Consider the following 16,600-nt stretch of genomic DNA (forward strand, 5'->3'; position numbering starts at 1 on the left):
TGATTTAATTAGTGATTAGTATATGGAATAAAATCGAGGATGTTGTTAATGAGGGGTCGGACCTACACGTATTTCTTGATGTCACGCATGGTATTAACTTCATGCCGACGCTCACGTATCAGGTCGTGAAGTACGTAGCCACATTGGCCTTAGTAAAAGGTGTTAGTTTATAACGCATTACCAGGTAGTTATGAGATTGTAAAGTTGATTTATGACAACGTTAGGCAATTAATATTACCTCAAGACACCCGCAGCAAGGCTGTTAAGGCGCTGGCGTATGGGGCATTGGCAGTAATACCAAAGATCCTGAGTAAAGAGAACGCATGCGGTAAGAACGCTCATTTAGATGTTAAGGCCAGGGTAGATCATGCAGCGAAGAAGGTTGAGTATGAGTTCGAAGGCGGCATTAAGCCGAGTGACGTATATTCTGAACTTATTGAGGAGTTGCTATGTGGGGATAAGGTGTTTAGTGAGGCGGTAAGTAGAGGGGGTGTGGTGAAACTTGACGATTTAATGAGGCATAGGTTAATTAATAAACTTGGTGATATGGTGAAGGTCATAATTCAGGATGAATTAAATGATATGCGTAATGTAATCGATAAAGCCGCGAGGCTGGGCTTGAGAGTTGATGGCAATTACTACTCGGATATTAAAGCCATTATACATCACGAGGACTTCCCAGGCCAATGTATATGTAAGGGGGAAAATGATAAGAGGAATTTCATTGCGCACGCAGGGTTATTAAAGAATTGTACTAAGATAGTGAGGTGCATTGGTGATCAATCTAATGAATATTGCATCGATATAGATGAAGAAGAGTTAAAGTGTTTAGGAATTTAATACCTAAGTTTGCCTGCTTATTTTGCGGTATAGGTCTATCTTCATTATTGCCTTCGCCAGCGATTTCATCAACTCCGTTAATTCCCTCGACCTTACATACTCACTGCAGTCCCTGATCCTCAGTATTGGCATTAGCGCATTCGTTAGTCTCCCTGGCTCTACATTACTTGAGATTTCGTTTATTACCGCATAAGCCCTATCCCTATTCCTATTGACCAGGTATGTGTAGTTGACCACGCCCCTAACCAGCTCCCTGACCAGCTCATTCCTTGATCCGCACCGACCCTGCCTAGCTAATGCGTACAATGCGTACAGCATGTTATAGATGTTGGTTAGTTCCTCACCCACCTTAAACATCAACGACTTACCAATCACGTCACCTTCGTACTCGCCGGGTGGTGCCGCGGTATTCGCATTTACGTAGTCTACGACCTCTAGCACATCGCTTGGTGTCAGTATTATCGGCGCACTACCCGTGTGTGCCAGGTATATCAGTGGCTCATCCCTACTTACGTCCTTCACAGCCTCAAGCCTCTCATCGGTCTCATCCCACACTAGGTACATTGGCATCTGTGGCTCGTGAATCAACGCACCTGCGGCAACGCTTATCCCGAAGTCCAAAGCCCTCCTCATGACCCTCGCGATGTAGTCCAAGGCTCTGTGGTCACCCGCTATGAATATGTCATCGCCGCCGCTGTAGATTATGAAAACGTTGTTCCCGTACCTACCCAGGTTTTGCGTAAAGAGCCAGGGGCCGTAGGCGTCGAATACGGTGGTCAATAACGTACTGAAGAATAGGTACGCCGCCGCGCCGCGCTCGGCAGCCCCCTTCTTGAAGATGCCCATCTTGTTTGCGTCGGCCTTCACCGATATGGCGTAGTTACCGATGTCCTCCAGCGTGAGTAGGTCGCCGGTGTCCTGGCTGATGGGCATCCTAGTGTTTAGGAATAGTACTGAGTAACCCACGTTGCTTGCCCTGAGTATTGGGTTTTGAAACTCGTTAATGCCGTAATGAATGTACTCCCTCCCCAAATCCGCACGGGCGTTATCGGGGCACACTGCGTACCTTATGCCAAGGAGTTCAATAACTTCGCAACCCCCATACCCGCCAGAGTCCCTAAGCTCCGCCATGAAGCCGAGTCTCCTACTCGCTGTACCAACCCTGTGCGAGTAATGACAAAATGGGCATAGCCTAAGTTCCTCACCGCCAATGGTCTCTACACTCAATTTACCAGTGGGCATACCACACATACTGCACAGGTGCTTACCACCGACGGAGAACCTCCTCCAGATACCGTACCTCCTCCTTCCCAGGGCTGCCACAAGCTCCCTCAACACATCACCGAACCTGTTACCGATGTCGTGGATCCCCGTGTACGCGACAACCACCCTAACCCTACCCTCGAACTCCTCATTTACTTTGGACTCAATGTCATTTATCACGTAATCCAGGACATTGCTGTCCAGACCGGGTATTAGCATTACCACCTCGCCGCCCGTGTTCACGAGCACATTAATCGGGCTAAGGACGTCACTCCCCACCCTCCTATTCACATCCCTAATTATCCTAACAGCCACCGCATTCTGAAAGAGGTTCACGAGGACGGACCTACCCCTCAACTGCCTCATCGCCTGCCCAGTCCTCTGTATCCTACCTATGACCTCCTGAATTCCCAGGATATCCACCCCGAGAAGCCTAAAACGGCCGTAGGGCTCGGTCGACGCGTAAGCCGCCGCCGTGTGCATCACGGCATACGCCGAGATCCCACTACCAACGCCACAGGTCGAGTAAGGCACATAGGAAAGGACCAACCTACCTATGGTCAGTAGGGTCGTCATTAACTGCTCCTTATCCATAGACAACGCCCCTAACCTAGCCACATAATCATCCAAGGCGCTGACGATGGTTTTGTAACCATCCCTCGCACTTACGCCACCCTCAACAACACTACGCATTAGGGCTGGGCCGACCCTAACCTCCTTACCGAAGAGGTCTATGATTAATTGACCATCACCACACCCATCGCTGGGCTCCGGACCCTGTATCGCAGCCTCTATATAACTCCTAAGCCCTGCGGCTCCATTGGCCAGGGCCTTACGAACATCACCCACATTGACCCCGGCCGATGTGAATACATTACTTAACTGCTCGAGGTATTTGTTGGCGTGGTCCCTGGGCTCGCCGCCGAGTGCCCTCGACCTGACCCTACCCATCACTAGGAGCATCACGGACAACACGCTGGGCCACGCGCTCATGGTACCACCCTAATACATGCCACACCAACGACCTGCCCCTTCGCAAGCCTTATCGTTGAGTCTCCCCAGGGCTTACCGAGGTAACTGCTCATAAGTCTCGTGACCTCCTCGTACAGTCCCCTATCGAACCTCTCCAGCAGGGTTATCACGGTCTTCCACCTCCTGCCGGCGCCATAGCCTATCCTAACCACGAAGCCGTTGTCACAGCTAGGGAGCTTGACATTCCTACCGATCTCAAAGGCCGAGATATCGCTACTAAACTCACTAAGGGCCTTGACCAGGGCATTCTCAAGGGCCTCATCCTTCCTCACGATCCCGACCTTGATCTCGTAACTAACCTCTACACCGGGCCTAAGCCCTATCGCCATTACCTGGTACCTACCCTCCAAATCCCTGATGCAATACACCCCATAATCACTGGTGCTCGGCTTAGTGAGTTGCCTAACGAGGACCTTATTGAACACATCCCTCTCAAACACCCTCTCCTCCTCCTCGAAGGTCCTAACAACCCTCTCCCTCATTACCCCAGCCTCGGCATTTACCGAGAGCCTATTTAACCTACGTGGACTAGCCCCACCAACCGCCTCCCTAACCTCTTCAAAGAACAGCCTCCGCCTCTCGGCATCACCCTTAAGCAGCCAGTATAGGTACGCCGTCCTCAGCATGCCCTTAACCTCACTCGCAGGAATACCCTCAGGGTTGTGATCAAGGACCTCGCCCGTACCACACCCCTCCTCAATTGAGTAGCTACGGCTTGAGTAAGCCCCTGGATTCCTCATCACTAGATTCTTCATTACATAGTCGTAATCGACATGGGCACCGCCGAGAACACCAGCATTGACCCTCCCCAGGTCTATAACGTACAGTGCGCCCCCCGAAACCACCGCATCAACACCAAGCACTAGCTTGTTTCCGCTCAGTACGAAGGTTGGCGACTTAACAAGTATGGTGAGCCTCATAGGGCACCCACAGCGGGCTAAACCTCTTTATACAGGTGCTTGTTTTCAAATCCTCAAACTCAACGCCGCTGGGTATTACGGAGCCGTCCATGAGCACGCTCATGGGCCCAACCACGTGGAATGGACTACACACCCAACCCCTAACCATAGTATTTAGGCAGCCGCTCAGGTCATCACGCCTCGGCAATGCGGTACCCAGGAGTAGCATGTGCTTTCCAGACTCAACGCCGTAGTTTATGATCCCTACATCAACAACCCTGAAGTGCCCAAGCCCAACACTCCTCTCGCCACCAATGCCAAGCTCGCCGATGATTGAGAACGCCCTCTTGGCGTCATTAATGTCCACCGCATCGCCTTGCCTGAAGTATATTATGTAGTCCACGGTTGGTGAGAAGGCGACCACCCTGTACGTATCCGCATTACCCAATGCCCTACTAACCACGTTCCTCTGTATACTCACATAATGACCAAAGCCAGCCCTGGGCACCCACCTTCTGCCACCGCACCTAATTGCCACGGTATCACCGTCGAGCTCAAGCCCGTCAATGCCCGAGTAAACACAGTCAAAAGGCACGTACTGCATCCTCTTGATGGTCCTCGACCACCTCGGATCCTCAGACCCCTCCAGCAGCTTGAGCTTGAGGTCCATGGGTATTGGGAATACCTTGGCTTCGCCAAAGATCATTGGGTACGCTGAGGATACTTGGGCTACCCCATGCTCAATACCCATAAACCTCAGGTTATCCAGGGCTGAGTATATCGTGTCGGAGGGCACGTAGTTGAGGGAGTCAAATAACCCAGAGAATCCCACCCTGAAGGGCCCATCAAACCTAATGACAACAAAGCCTATTTGCATAAGAGATCACGTAACTCATTGAAGACATCCGTCTTATCCACGAAGTCCCTAACATCAAGGAGCCCATCGGCTTTGTGGATCTCCCTAAACCCGACATCACCCTTAACCAGGTTCTGGAACTTGAGGACCAAGTCCCTAAACTCCACATTACCGTAGCCCCTAGTCCCCGAGCCGCCGATGTACGTCTCCTCAACGAGGATTAAGGAATCAATGAGACTCGACAGGTAGTAACGGGCCGGGTAATCCTTTATGAACTCCTTAAACCTGCTATGCTCATCACACTCCCTCCTCCTGCATATGTCCACGTCGTAGACCAGGAGGGTTATCGAGCCCTCGAACTCCACGTCAGCCCTAACCCTAAGCACGGTCCTTGGATCCGCAGCGCTTGTCACCCTATCAATCCTATTCTCACCCTTCTCCTCCAGAAAGTCCTCGAAGTAGACGTTGTCACAGCCACCCTTTAGCTGGCACAGTCTCTCGATATAGCCCTGCGATGGGTACATGTCCCTAAAGATTGCCCTACTCGGCGCCCAGCACCTCTCGAAGAACCAGGAGTATGGGCTACTACCCTCCTCACTAGGTTGGAAGTAAAGCGGCTGCATAGACATAGACCCAAACACATTATCCACCGGGCAGTATGGGTCGTCATGAACTATGTTATTACTAATGACCCTGGAGTGGTAGTAGATCTTGCCGTCAGTCGTGTGAAGGTCCAGACCGAGGGCGAGCTCCAGGAGCGACCTAGCCTTACCCTTCAGGGAACTACCAGGTATGTAAGGCACCTTGAGTAAGTACGTGTTCTTGCCTACGGCATAAGCCCTAGTTATCGATAGGGGCTCTATGTCTGCCGCGCCCATGATCTCCTTAGCCCTACCACTCCTAATCAACAAACCACTCCTGGCCACGAGCTTAAAGCCCAACTCAAAGGCACCAACAAGCCTAATCTTAGGCGACAGGTACTGGCTCATAGCTCCTCCTCACCCCTCTTGGCGTAGATCACGTATGCGAGGAAGGCATCGAGCGAATCCCTAAGCGCCCTAGCCAACTCCCTGGCCTGATCAACCCCCTTAGGATTACCCAAGCTTCTTCTGATTTCATCAATCGCGGTCTTAATACCATCAGCCAAGTCATCATCAATCATACCCCTCCTCTTCTGATACTCAAGGACTATGTTCAACCTAACAAGCAACCTAACAAGGTCTGGATTAACCTGGGGCTGTACCGTCATTACCTTATCCAGAACAGGGATTATCAAGTTGTATATCTTCCTAAACGCCGACGGCGTCGTCCTATAAACGCTGTATTTCATCACGTTATTAAAGCCATCATCGTACCTACCCTCGTAGAAGTTGCGGAACACCATGGAGTAAAACTTCGGGAGGTACGGCATACCTTTTATATAAGTCATAAACTTTAAAATATTACGCCCTAACTATACATGATTAGTGAGTAAGTATGGCAAATCACCAACTAAGCATAACGGGCAAATTAAGCTACGGAAATAAAGAAGTAAGCATTAACATTAACATAGACGAGATAAAGCCATTGACCATACTCATAGGACCAAACCTAACCGGCAAATCCCTAACCCTCATATGCCTAGCAATGCGCACCACTAAACGTAAGCCCTTTATGAGGAGGTACACATTAGATAGAATTGAGAAGATGCTAGGTAACCTAAGATGCGAGACAAGCCTTCAATTCGACTATGGCGTCTTTGTTGATTCGTACAGGGTGTCTATTCAACCGCTTGAGGGTATCCGTGAGAAGCTTAGCAACATAAAGACTGCGGTGGAGAGCCTTAAACCGCCAAGGGAGGAGGAGGTACCGCGAGGCTTAATTGCAATAGAAAATAATGTGAAGGATATCGAAAATATGCTATACGAGGATCGTGTAATCGATGATTTAAAACACGTTGCAAGTATTAAGAGTTTAGCTGATGCATACAGGACATTTGATGAAGTTAGAGATGAATTCAGTAAACTTATCGAAGAGACTGCCAAGGAGCTTGAGAAGACCTCTGAGGAGTATAGAAAGCGGTTGAGCCGCTTCATGCCGCTATTCATAGATAGGACTGCGGAGGGGTGGCTGTGGTCTGACTTAGAACTGAATGTTTATGGTGAAAATATTGAGCAGCTCTCTAGTGTTTATGCACCATCCCTCGTGGTTCTATACGCGTTGCTGACATACGCGATGCCGGGCATTAAGATCTTAGCTATTGAGGAGCCGGAGGTACATGCACACCCAAGCATGGCGTTATTCCTAGGGTACCTCCTAGCTCAACTAGTGAGGAGGTCAGGCGGTAAGCTCTACGTTGTGGCGTCAACACACAGTATGGAGTTCTTACGTGGCGCACTGCTTGTTAATGAGCTTACTAATGAGAATATAATTGGTGCATACGTATTCGATAGAATCAATAACGAAATCACAGCGGGGAAGTGGGAGCCTGCCTCGATAATCCCAGGCTTCACCGAGCCGGGTCTCTTTTCATATCTAGCGAAGGTCAGGGCAGGACAAGCGTCAGGGGGTTAAGCCATGCCGCAGACAGTCGCCATAAATATAGTCGATCTTTATTACTCGCGTGAAGATGATTATGATAAGGCGAAAATTATAGAGTTGGCGGAAATTATAAAGTTTATTTATGATAACTTCCCTCGGGACAAAATATGTATAGCGGATGAGAAGGACATTAAGAAGAAGAAGTATATGAAGGCAATACAAGATCTTTTCAGCCCAGAAATTGAATTGAGCCCCTGTAATTGTAATTACGAATCCTTCATGAAGGATGACAGATGCACGAACTGCATCAGCGTCGAAAAGCATGAATCCCACTACGTGGTATGTTGCCTAGGTAAAGGCGTTGATGCTGTTTTAACCGTTAAGTGCGGCTGCGATAAATTCAGGGAGGGCATTAAAAATGAGTGCATCGCAAACGGTATATTTAATTGTAAAGATATCGAGAGTACTAGGTGCTGGGTCCTATGCACATAGCGGTAATTTCACAGCACCAGGTTTTTCCCATTTAACCTGACCTTAATTACTATTGGCAACCTAAGCCTGAACCTCTCTATGTCGAGCATAGAGACGTCGCCCCTAAAGATGCACTCACCGCCCTTGCAGTTAAGCCTTGAGGCTAGATGAAACACATAACGTACCAGGCCTAGGCTACCTACCTTCACCACGGCCTCGTTGACATTATCAAGCCTTGCGATCAACCTAGCGTTGAGGTTTCTATCGATTACAAACCTGGCTATGCCTGGTACATGAATCATCGGCAGGACTCCACACCTACTAAACAGCCCTAGGAGGTCTGCCGCGAAGTCCTCGGCATTGATGGTTATGAATGTGAACGGTCCTACCGTGAACTCCCCAACGCACTTGCTCGGTACGACCCACAGTGGGCTCCACACCGTCATTAATAAAGCACCGATGCAGCACCTAGATGGTAAGCCATTAGTTAAGCCTTACCTATATATGGCGTATATTAAACCCGTGGGCTCCACACTCATCATAGGCTGCTGGGGCGACCCGCGTTACGATGCCGCCAAGTACGAGTACGGCGGCCGCGTAATTAGGTCACACACCCATATTCGCAGTGGCGCAGAGCCGGGCGACCAACGGCGACGTTAAGGTCCTGGTCCTAATACCATCAACCCTATACCTACACCCATCGATATACGGCGGCGAGGAGTTTGCACACGGCGAGCTTAGTTACGCTGAGTTCGCTAATAAAATTAGGGAGAGGGTCCTGAACTACTTACGTAATGCTTGGGCCGATACGGAGTTCGACAGTAAATGGCTAAACAAAGATGATGCCACATTTGTAGTTGCACCAGCAACAATGAAGTATAGGGGTTTCGGCAATGTTTACGTGGATATGCAAGCCCCGATAAACCTTTACGGGGCTTTACGTATATGACCGTGCTCAGGAAATTGAGGGAGTTAGGCAACGTCAGTGAGGTTATCATGGACATAACGCACGGCCTTAATTACATGCCAACCATGATGCTTAGGTACGCAAGCCTCGCCGTATATACATACGTCACAACAAGCAGTACGGAGAAGCTGACGGTGAAGGTCGTAGACTCAGAACCATACACACCGCAGTTAAGGGATTACGACATCACGCTAGGCATACGCGACGTGTCCGCGGAGAACCTGGGCAAGGCATACTCACTATACAAGACCCTCTCAATGCCGAGCATAAATACGGTGGGCACGCTCAACAAGACTGTCAGGAAGAGCAGCCTAGTGGCCTTGGACGCACTCCACAACGGTACATACACACTACTACCACTACTGCCCATAAACGAGGCACTGGACTGGCTTGATAAGGCCCTGGACCTCAACAGGGCTCTCAGGGTGGTCATAGATGGCAATGAGGCTAGGCGCACGGTCATGATAAGCCACGCCGAGGCGCGCGGCATTGGTAGAGAGGCTTGGCTGGAGACCGTGGTATCAATGCACTCACTACTCACGATAGCGGCGCACATACGCAATGAATTAACCAGCGATGTAGAGGCAAAACCGCCCAGTGATAAATACGTGGTCATCACAAGCCTTAGAAGGCTTAGGGAGGTTACGAATAAGTACACGTACATAAGCGGAATCCGGGAGTTGGTGAATACGGAGATTAACAACGCAATAGGCACAGTCAGGGAGGTGCTGGACAAAGGCTACGCGAAACAACTCACGAATAAGTGGATCAAATACTCAAAGTTAAAGGATTTCATACAGGGAAACATGACGATCAAGCCTCCACTTGAGGAGCAATGGGATGTGATGCAAGGCTCCGATTATAGGAACGTAATAGCCCACGCAGGCCTTGATAAAGAAAACACGGCACTGCAGATAGACAGGGATAACCCAGACCCACATAACGCCAAAATAGCCATACATAAAGAACTAACAGACATAGTCTATAGGAGCATAAACCACAAACCATCGTAAAACACCACACATTTCAAACAAGCACGATCATTAAGGCGCAAGGCAGGCAAATTTTGAGCATAATTCATCAATGATCCCATCAAAATTAACGGGCAATAATGATAAGCAACGCACTAGGTCAGCAATGGTTTATGACTTTCAACATTCTTTTTAAAAATCAACGTATAGACACGTCACACATCGAAATTCTCCTGAAACATGATACGTTTCAACATTCTTTTGAAATCAACGAAAATGGGTAAGGCGCTATTCATGACCGCAGACGAATTCAAGGTTTCAATATTCTTTTGAAATCAACCTGGCAGTAATTAAGGAATCCATTAACGCGGTTGTGCATCTTTCAATATTCTTTTGAAATCAACAATATGTTGATGTACCACCGCCCCAAGTCCTTGAGGTTGTCTTTCAATATTCTTTTGAAATCAACCGTTTCGTTGCCTTATTTGCCCCTTTATAAGTTTTTCCTCTTCGTGGTTTTGGGTTTCGTTGGGACATCTTTCTACCCCTAATCACATCGACACGTGCCTGTTCCCACGATCTCCATTAGGAATTGAATCCTTGTCCCCACGGAATTTCTACTCCAAATAAACGAAGGTGTTCCAACGGTGATTTATAATTTGCAAAACGAAAGGAGTGCACGAAATGCGCACTCAAGCCGTAACCTAAAGCCCCAAGCCCTAACAGCCAAAATGCCGCAATAAGGGCTAGGAGCATTTACAATAATGGCTCAACCACCAGGTCATTAATACATATCAAGAATATGAAGAGACAGTGAACAATCAAGGTCAAGACACGTGGGAGGGCGATGCAGGGTAAACCCTAAACCACAACTCCACACCCAGCCATAGCAGGGAGTAACGAAACCACAGACTTATAGAGATAACAAACCAATCAAGGAAATACGTAAATACTGCGTTAATAAAGTACTTAACACATGGCCCAATCACCACAGCACAGCGAAGTTAGTCATTGGGTATTCGCGACTTCACCTCAAAACCTCATTACCTGCCTCAAGTATTGCGTGTTCGGGGTTGATAATGCGAAGTATGGGATCACAGCAACAAGACTTGTGGGGCCTGGCGACCTGGCGTTGTTTTACGTGAGGTCACTGAGGAGGGGAGGTACGTCTAACGCACCCAGTAAGTGTCAGAGGGTGTTCCTAGGGCCATATAGGGTTAAGAATAGTGGCGCTTTGAATCCCAATCATCCAGCGGTTAATCAATGGTCACCCCCAGGGCAGTACCAGGTCTTGATAGAGATCGAGAAACTAACAGACAAAATAGGCGCAGTTGATGTAAATGCATTATTGAATGCCCTCTACTTCATCACGAATAAGGCGAGGAGCGGTCGTGGTGGTTGGCAAGACCACATGCAGTTCTCAATAATATCAATTAGAGGTGAGGATTATAACACAATAATCAACAAACTAAACCCAAACCACCCATGCATAGGCCAATTAAGGAGATCGCTAGGTACCCCATCCCAATGCGTATGATTAGTAACGCCGCACATCAACACCTTAACGCCATAATTCGAGTTAAGGTAGGTTTCATACCCAACACGAACAATGCATGCTGCCAATCCCACCACATCATCGACCCCACCAGGCTAAGACATTCCGTACCCAGCCCATGACATGACCGCACAAGCCCCCAGACCAACTACAGCCCCTGATCCTAACGAACAAATCAACCAACCCCCTCAAGACCCCAACCACCCACATCCACACTAAAAAACACACCAAACCGTACCTAGGCCCCTACAACCCAATAACCACCATCAAACCACCGAACACCAGCAACAATAGCAACCCAATAACAGGAACAACACAAAACCCAGACCCAACCACATAGCAACACCACTACCCCACCCTCAACTCCCCAACACAATCAACGACCCAAAACCACTAACACCAACACTCAACACAACATAAACAGAAAAATAAAACCAACCCCAACCACACCCAGACACCCACCCATTAGACCCCACCACCCGCACCTGGGGCCATTGGGAGTGGCGGGCTCCCCCCTCGGGAAAACCCTCGGGGGTTACACCCCCACCCCATCAACCCCGTCTTCTACGGGGACCCTCACCCGGCACCCGGCGGGTTTCCCCACCGGGCACCGAGCGGCCGCCTCTTTTCGGGGAGGGCTTCCCGCTTAGATGCCTTCAGCGGTTATCCCCTACGGCGTGGCTGCCCGGCTCTGCCCTGTAGGGCAACCGGTAGACTAGAGGCCGCGGCGCCCCGTTCCTCTCGTACTGAGGGCACCTTCCCCTCAGGCGGCCAGCACCCCCGACAGGTAGAGTCCGACCTGTCTCACGACGGTCTGAACCCATCTCACGTTCCCCTTTAATGGGCGGGCAGCCCCACCCTTGGGGGCTGCTGCACCCCCAGGATGGGAAGAGACGACGTCTGGGTACCAAACCGCGGGGTCGATGGGAACTCTCACCCGCGACGAGCCGGTTACTCCTGGGGTAACTTTTCTGTCATGCCCGGCCCCCACTGGTGGGGGCACGAGCGTTCGTTAGGCCCGGGTTTCCCCCCTGCGCCCCTTGCGTTCAAGGGCGCAGTCAGCCCGGCATTTGGCCTTACCCTCTACGGCGGAGTTCTGACCCGCCTGAGCCGAGCTTTGGGCACCCCTGATATCCTTTCAGGGGTGTGCCGCCCCAGCCGAACTGCCCACCCGCCGCTGTCCCCCGAGTGCTACCCGAGGTTAGGGGTGCGGGAGAGAGTGGGTGGTGTTTCATTGGCGCATCCGCGCGGCCCGGAGACCGCGCTTCATTGCTCCCACCTACACTATGCACCCCCTCCCGCACCCCAACGACGGGCTGCAGTAAAGCTCCACAGGGTCTTCTCGCCCCGTCGGGGGTCCCAGGACTCTGCACCCGGAGGTGGGTTCGCCGGGCCCCGGGCCGGGACAGTGGGGACCTCGTTGATCCATTCATGCACGCCGGAACTTACCCGGCAAGGCATTTGGCTACCTTAAGAGGGTCAGAGTTACCCCCGGCCTTCAGCGGCGCTTCGCCCGGTTGTACCCAGGTTTCACGTACCGCCAGTGGCCAGGATTCAGCCCCCGTACACACCCTTACGGGCTAGCGGGGACCTATGTTTTTGTTAAACAGTCAGGTCCCCCTTGTCACTGCGACCCGCGGTTCCAGTGGGAAAACACCAGAGCCGCGGGCACCCCTTCTCCCGAAGTTACAGGGCTAATTTGCCGAGTTCCCTGGCCCGGGGTCACCCGAGCCGCCTTGGGCTTCTCACCCAGGAACACCTGTGTCGGTTCTCGGTACGGTCGTGGAGGCTCGTTCCCCATCTCCTTTTCATGGGCCCCAGGAGTCGAGTGGACCAGGCTCAAGGCCCGGCTATTCCCGCCTTCAGCCGGTTCTCGCCATTACGGCACTCCCCGGCCTTCAGCGGTTAAGCGGGGTATTCCCCCGCCCACCCTATCCCGAGGCGTCGGAGATGGGGCTTGCGTTACCGCGAAACCTACCCCCACGGCACGGGAATATTAACCCGTTTCCCTTTCGGCAGGTACCAATTAGGCCCCACCTTAGGACCGGCTAACCCATGGCTGATTATCGTTGCCATGGAATCCTTGTCCTTTCCGGCGGAGGGGGTTCCCACCCCTCTTCGCTGCTACTACCACCGGGATCTGCATCGGTCACGGGTCCACCGGACCTTACGGCCCGGCTTCTGCCCCATGGCCGCGCCCCCCTATCCCACGCGGATCAACGATCCGCGGGCCGAGGTCTCGGCGGCGGGCTTGAGTCCCTAGACATCTTCGGGGCCCCCCGCCTCAGCGGGTAAGGTGTTACCCACTTCTTAGCCGATGGCTGCTTCTAGGCCCACGGCCCCGCTGTCTTGGGCGGGGGACACCCTTCTAGGTTGACACTTAGCCCGCACTTAGGGGCCTTAACCTCGGTCTGGGTTGTTTCCCTCTCGGCCCTCAGGCTTACCCCGAGGAACCCGCCTCTCCCCTTCTTCGGAGCCCACAGGTTCGGAGTTTGACCGGGGACCGGGGCCTTTCGGCCCCTGCATCCCCGATCAGTACTCTACCCCGTGGGCCTCCTCCAGGGAGGCCGGGCTGGGACCCGCTTCGGGGGGAACCAGCTATCACCGGGCTTGATTGGTCTTTTGCCCCTAGCCCCAGGTCATGGGAACGAATTGCACATCAGAACCCTTTCGGGCCTCCACGGGGCTTTCGCCCCGCTTCACCCTGCCCAGGGCTAGATCGCCCGGTTTCGGGTCTCCCGCCCGTGACTACGGGCCCATTAAGACCCAGCCCCTCACGGGGTCACCCCCGCTACGGGCTTTTCGGTTTCCCTAAGCCTTCGGGGTTTAACCCCTTAAGCTCGCCACGGGCGGGAACTCCCCGGCCCGTGTTTCTAGACGGAAGGGGCGACCTTGGACCTTCCTCCTCGTACTCCCGGGTTCACCCCGGTTTCCTTCGGAGGAAGGCATCCTTTCAGGCCGCCCCTCCTTTAGCCGCCCGGTTTCAGGCTCTTTTCACTCCCCTTTCGGGGTTCTTTTCAGCGTTCCCTCACGGTACTAGTGCACTATCGGTCTCAGGACGTACTTAGCCTTAGAGACCAGTGGCCCCCGGCTTCCCACGCCAAAACCAAGGCGTGGTACTCTGGGACACCGGGACTCCGCCAGGCGGCCTTTAGCCTACGGGGCTATCACCCTCTACGGCGGGGCTTTCCAGCCCACTTCGGCTAGGTCGCCCCGGCGATACCCGGGCCCTCAACCCCACATCTCCCCACGGTTATCCCGCAGGGATTTGGTTTGGGCTAACCCCCTTTCGGTCGCCCCTACTCAGGGGGTCCCTGTTGGTTTCCCTTCCTCCCCCTACTAAGATGTTTCCGTTCGGGGGGTTCCCGCTCCGAGAAAACCCCGGAGCACCTAGGCCTATTCGGCCCAGGTAGGAAGCCCCATTCAGGGATCCCGGGTTCAAGGGCTGCCTGCGCCTACCCCGGGCTTATCGCAGCTTGCCACGCCCTTCCTCGGCGCCTGAGCCGAGCCATCCACCGAGCGGCTTGCTGGTGCGGATGGTGGTTTAGTCAGAGTAGGTGCCAACCCAACTCCCTTTGAACACCCCATCCCCAGAGGAGGTGATCCGGCCGCAGGTTCCCCTACGGCCACCTTGTTACGACTTCGCCCCCCTCGGGAGCCCCCAACTCGTCCTCCCCTCCCCAGGGATTACCCTGGAGAAAAGAGGCCTCGTTGGGGGCTCCCTCGGGTGGCGCGACGGGCGGTGTGTGCAAGGGGCAGGGACGTATTCACCGCGCGTTGGTGACACGCGGTTACTAGGGATTCCACGTTCACGAGGGCGAGTTGCAGCCCTCGATTCCTACTGGGGCGGGGTTTACGGGATTGCCTCCCCCTTTCGGGGTCGGATCCCGCTGTCCCCGCCATTGCAGCTCGCGTGCAGCCCCGGGGTTTCGGGGCATACTGACCTGCCGTGGCCCCCTCCTTCCTCCGGCTTACGCCGGCAGTCCCCCTAGTGTGCCCCCGGTCCCGAAGGACCGAGTAGCAACTAGGGGTGGGGGTCTCGCTCGTTGCCGGACTTAACCGGACACCTCACGGCACGAGCTGACGACGGCCATGCACCTCCTCTCAGCTCGTCCGGCAAGGTCGTTAGCCTGGCCATCATCCTGCTGTCGCCCCGGGTAAGGTTTCCGGCGTTGACTCCAATTAAGCCGCAAGCTTCACCCCTTGTGGTGCCCCCCCGCCAATTCCTTTAAGTTTCAGCCTTGCGGCCGTACTCCCCAGGCGGCGGGCTTAACGGCTTCCCTCCGCCACTGGGCGGGCCCTAAGCCCGCCCAACAGCTAGCCCGCATAGTTTACAGCTGGGACTACAGGGGTATCTAATCCCCTTTGCTCCCCCAGCTTTCGCCCCTCACCGTCGGGCGCGTTCCAGCCGAGCGCCTTCGCCACTGGTGGTCCTCCCGGGATTATCGGATTTCGCCCCTACCCCGGGAGTACCCTCGGCCTCTCCCGCCCCCAAGCCCGGCAGTTTCGCCCCCGGCCCACGGGTTGAGCCCGTGGATTTCAGGGGCGACTTACCGGGCCGGCTACGGGCGCTTTAGGCCCAGTAAGCACCCCGACCACTCGCGGGGCTGGTATTACCGCGGCGGCTGACACCAGACTTGCCCCCCGCTTATTCGCCCGGCTTTTTGCACCGGGCAAAAGTCGCCCTCTTCGGGCGACACTCGGGGTGGCCCCGTCACGGTTTCCCGCATTGCGGAGTTTTCGCGCCTGCTGCACCCCGTAGGGCCTGGGCCCTTGTCTCAGTGCCCATCTCGGGGCTCCCGCTCTCACGGCCCCCACCCGTCTTCGGCTTGGCGGGCCGTTACCCCGCCAACTACCATGATGGGCCGTGCCCCCATCCTCGGGCGGATTGCGGTAGATCAACCGCAGTCCTTTTCGGGGAAGGGGCCTTCCAGCACCCTTCCCCTATGGGGGATTAGCCCCAGTTTCCCGGGGTTGTCCCCCTCCCGAGGGTAGGTTAGGCACGTGTTACTGAGCCGTGCGCCACGCCCGGCGGACCCCGGGCGTACGACTCGCATGGCTTAGCCCCACCCCGATAGCGGTCGGGTCCGGCAGGATCAACCGGTTTCTTGGGGATGGGGTTTGTTCGGGAGTTGGGGTTGGGTATGGTTGGGGTTGGATCATCCCCAACCTTCCGCCCGGGCTGTTCCCGGGTGGTTTGGTTGGGGACTCATTGTGCGGTTGGTT

15 protein-coding genes and 2 rRNA genes are annotated in these 16,600 nt (G+C 53.5%); 7 read left to right on the forward strand and 10 right to left on the reverse strand.

Annotated elements, in window-relative coordinates:
• Positions 1 to 11 precede the first annotated feature (11 nt).
• A complete protein-coding gene (locus VMUT_RS12500) occupies positions 12 to 173 on the forward strand; it encodes a CRISPR-associated DxTHG motif protein (RefSeq protein WP_013604852.1) in 162 nt (53 codons plus the stop codon).
• Positions 160 to 840 carry a TM1812 family CRISPR-associated protein gene (locus VMUT_RS07655; protein ID WP_013604853.1) on the forward strand — a complete coding sequence of 227 codons (681 nt, stop codon included), beginning with the start codon at positions 160 to 162 and terminating at the stop codon, positions 838 to 840. The genes VMUT_RS12500 and VMUT_RS07655 overlap by 14 nt, the downstream gene beginning before the upstream one ends.
• Positions 841 to 843: 3 nt before the next feature.
• Here VMUT_RS07655 and VMUT_RS07660 read toward each other — a convergent pair whose 3' ends face one another.
• Genes VMUT_RS07660 through VMUT_RS07680 form a run of 5 tightly spaced genes read right to left on the reverse strand, consistent with a single transcriptional unit; the run spans position 844 to position 6,301 of the window.
• Positions 844 to 3,096, reverse strand: coding sequence for a Cas10/Cmr2 second palm domain-containing protein (locus VMUT_RS07660; RefSeq protein WP_048056945.1), 2,253 nt, complete (start codon positions 3,094 to 3,096; stop codon positions 844 to 846).
• On the reverse strand, positions 3,093 to 4,055 hold the full coding sequence (locus tag VMUT_RS07665) for a hypothetical protein (protein WP_048056946.1): 963 nt from the start codon (positions 4,053 to 4,055) through the stop codon (positions 3,093 to 3,095). The genes VMUT_RS07660 and VMUT_RS07665 overlap by 4 nt, the downstream gene beginning before the upstream one ends.
• On the reverse strand, positions 4,033 to 4,911 hold the full coding sequence (csm4, locus tag VMUT_RS07670; protein WP_013604856.1) for a type III-A CRISPR-associated RAMP protein Csm4: 879 nt from the start codon (positions 4,909 to 4,911) through the stop codon (positions 4,033 to 4,035). Before csm4 ends, VMUT_RS07665 begins: the two co-directional genes overlap by 23 nt.
• Positions 4,902 to 5,879 carry a type III-A CRISPR-associated RAMP protein Csm3 gene (csm3, locus tag VMUT_RS07675; RefSeq protein WP_013604857.1) on the reverse strand — a complete coding sequence of 326 codons (978 nt, stop codon included), beginning with the start codon at positions 5,877 to 5,879 and terminating at the stop codon, positions 4,902 to 4,904. Before csm3 ends, csm4 begins: the two co-directional genes overlap by 10 nt.
• A complete protein-coding gene (locus tag VMUT_RS07680) occupies positions 5,876 to 6,301 on the reverse strand; it encodes a hypothetical protein (protein ID WP_048056947.1) in 426 nt (141 codons plus the stop codon). Before VMUT_RS07680 ends, csm3 begins: the two co-directional genes overlap by 4 nt.
• A gap of 65 nt (positions 6,302 to 6,366) precedes the next feature.
• Here VMUT_RS07680 and VMUT_RS07685 point away from each other — a divergent pair, with 65 nt between their 5' ends.
• Both VMUT_RS07685 and VMUT_RS07690 read left to right on the forward strand, forming a co-directional pair.
• Complete coding sequence (locus tag VMUT_RS07685; protein WP_013604859.1) at positions 6,367 to 7,443, forward strand: OLD family protein; 1,077 nt, start codon at positions 6,367 to 6,369, stop codon at positions 7,441 to 7,443.
• Between the two features lie 3 nt (positions 7,444 to 7,446).
• Entirely contained in the window at positions 7,447 to 7,902 is a 456-nt protein-coding gene (locus VMUT_RS07690; RefSeq protein ID WP_013604860.1) for a hypothetical protein, read from the forward strand.
• Between the two features lie 8 nt (positions 7,903 to 7,910).
• Here VMUT_RS07690 and VMUT_RS07695 read toward each other — a convergent pair whose 3' ends face one another.
• A complete protein-coding gene (locus tag VMUT_RS07695; RefSeq protein WP_013604861.1) occupies positions 7,911 to 8,327 on the reverse strand; it encodes a hypothetical protein in 417 nt (138 codons plus the stop codon).
• A 179-nt stretch (positions 8,328 to 8,506) separates the two neighbouring features.
• Between VMUT_RS07695 and VMUT_RS07700 the strand changes: the two genes are divergently transcribed.
• Positions 8,507 to 8,830, forward strand: coding sequence for a hypothetical protein (locus VMUT_RS07700; protein WP_013604862.1), 324 nt, complete (start codon positions 8,507 to 8,509; stop codon positions 8,828 to 8,830).
• Positions 8,827 to 9,861 (forward strand): TM1812 family CRISPR-associated protein, encoded by a 1,035-nt coding sequence (locus VMUT_RS07705; protein WP_013604863.1) that lies wholly within the window; start codon positions 8,827 to 8,829, stop codon positions 9,859 to 9,861. The genes VMUT_RS07700 and VMUT_RS07705 overlap by 4 nt, the downstream gene beginning before the upstream one ends.
• A 785-nt stretch (positions 9,862 to 10,646) precedes the next feature.
• On the opposite strand, the gene VMUT_RS12835 is transcribed toward VMUT_RS07705, so the two are convergent.
• Positions 10,647 to 10,808, reverse strand: a complete 162-nt coding sequence (locus VMUT_RS12835) for a hypothetical protein (protein ID WP_158304802.1) — start codon at positions 10,806 to 10,808, stop codon at positions 10,647 to 10,649.
• A 74-nt stretch (positions 10,809 to 10,882) separates the two neighbouring features.
• On the opposite strand from VMUT_RS12835, the gene VMUT_RS07710 reads away from it, so the two are divergent.
• The gene (locus tag VMUT_RS07710) at positions 10,883 to 11,356 is read left to right on the forward strand and encodes an EVE domain-containing protein (protein ID WP_013604864.1); all 474 of its coding nucleotides are present in this window, start codon (positions 10,883 to 10,885) and stop codon (positions 11,354 to 11,356) included.
• Between the two features lie 96 nt (positions 11,357 to 11,452).
• Here the strand turns inward: VMUT_RS07710 and VMUT_RS12840 are convergent, their stop codons facing one another.
• The 3 genes from VMUT_RS12840 to VMUT_RS07720 form a co-directional block, all read right to left on the reverse strand.
• On the reverse strand, positions 11,453 to 11,590 hold the full coding sequence (locus VMUT_RS12840) for a hypothetical protein (RefSeq protein WP_158304803.1): 138 nt from the start codon (positions 11,588 to 11,590) through the stop codon (positions 11,453 to 11,455).
• A 258-nt stretch (positions 11,591 to 11,848) separates the two neighbouring features.
• Positions 11,849 to 14,915, reverse strand: a 23S ribosomal RNA gene (locus VMUT_RS07715).
• Between the two features lie 53 nt (positions 14,916 to 14,968).
• A 16S ribosomal RNA gene (locus VMUT_RS07720) occupies positions 14,969 to 16,481 on the reverse strand.
• The 16S and 23S rRNA genes sit together here, the layout of an rRNA operon.
• Between the last annotated feature and the right edge of the window lie 119 nt (positions 16,482 to 16,600).

The organism is Vulcanisaeta moutnovskia 768-28 (genome assembly GCF_000190315.1).
Taxonomy (GTDB): domain Archaea; phylum Thermoproteota; class Thermoprotei; order Thermoproteales; family Thermocladiaceae; genus Vulcanisaeta; species Vulcanisaeta moutnovskia.

Excerpts from the sequence above, each read along its gene's own strand:
- VMUT_RS07705 (WP_013604863.1), top strand. The coding sequence starts at position 8,827 with ATGACCGTGCTCAGGAAATTGAGGGAGTTAGGCAACGTCAGTGAGGTT.
- VMUT_RS07660 (WP_048056945.1), bottom strand. The coding sequence starts at position 3,096 with ATGAGCGCGTGGCCCAGCGTGTTGTCCGTGATGCTCCTAGTGATGGGT.
- csm3 (WP_013604857.1), bottom strand. The coding sequence starts at position 5,879 with ATGAGCCAGTACCTGTCGCCTAAGATTAGGCTTGTTGGTGCCTTTGAG.
- VMUT_RS07665 (WP_048056946.1), bottom strand. The coding sequence starts at position 4,055 with ATGAGGCTCACCATACTTGTTAAGTCGCCAACCTTCGTACTGAGCGGA.
- VMUT_RS07685 (WP_013604859.1), top strand. The coding sequence starts at position 6,367 with ATGGCAAATCACCAACTAAGCATAACGGGCAAATTAAGCTACGGAAAT.
- VMUT_RS07695 (WP_013604861.1), bottom strand. The coding sequence starts at position 8,327 with ATGACGGTGTGGAGCCCACTGTGGGTCGTACCGAGCAAGTGCGTTGGG.
- VMUT_RS07690 (WP_013604860.1), top strand. The coding sequence starts at position 7,447 with ATGCCGCAGACAGTCGCCATAAATATAGTCGATCTTTATTACTCGCGT.
- csm4 (WP_013604856.1), bottom strand. The coding sequence starts at position 4,911 with ATGCAAATAGGCTTTGTTGTCATTAGGTTTGATGGGCCCTTCAGGGTG.
- VMUT_RS07680 (WP_048056947.1), bottom strand. The coding sequence starts at position 6,301 with ATGCCGTACCTCCCGAAGTTTTACTCCATGGTGTTCCGCAACTTCTAC.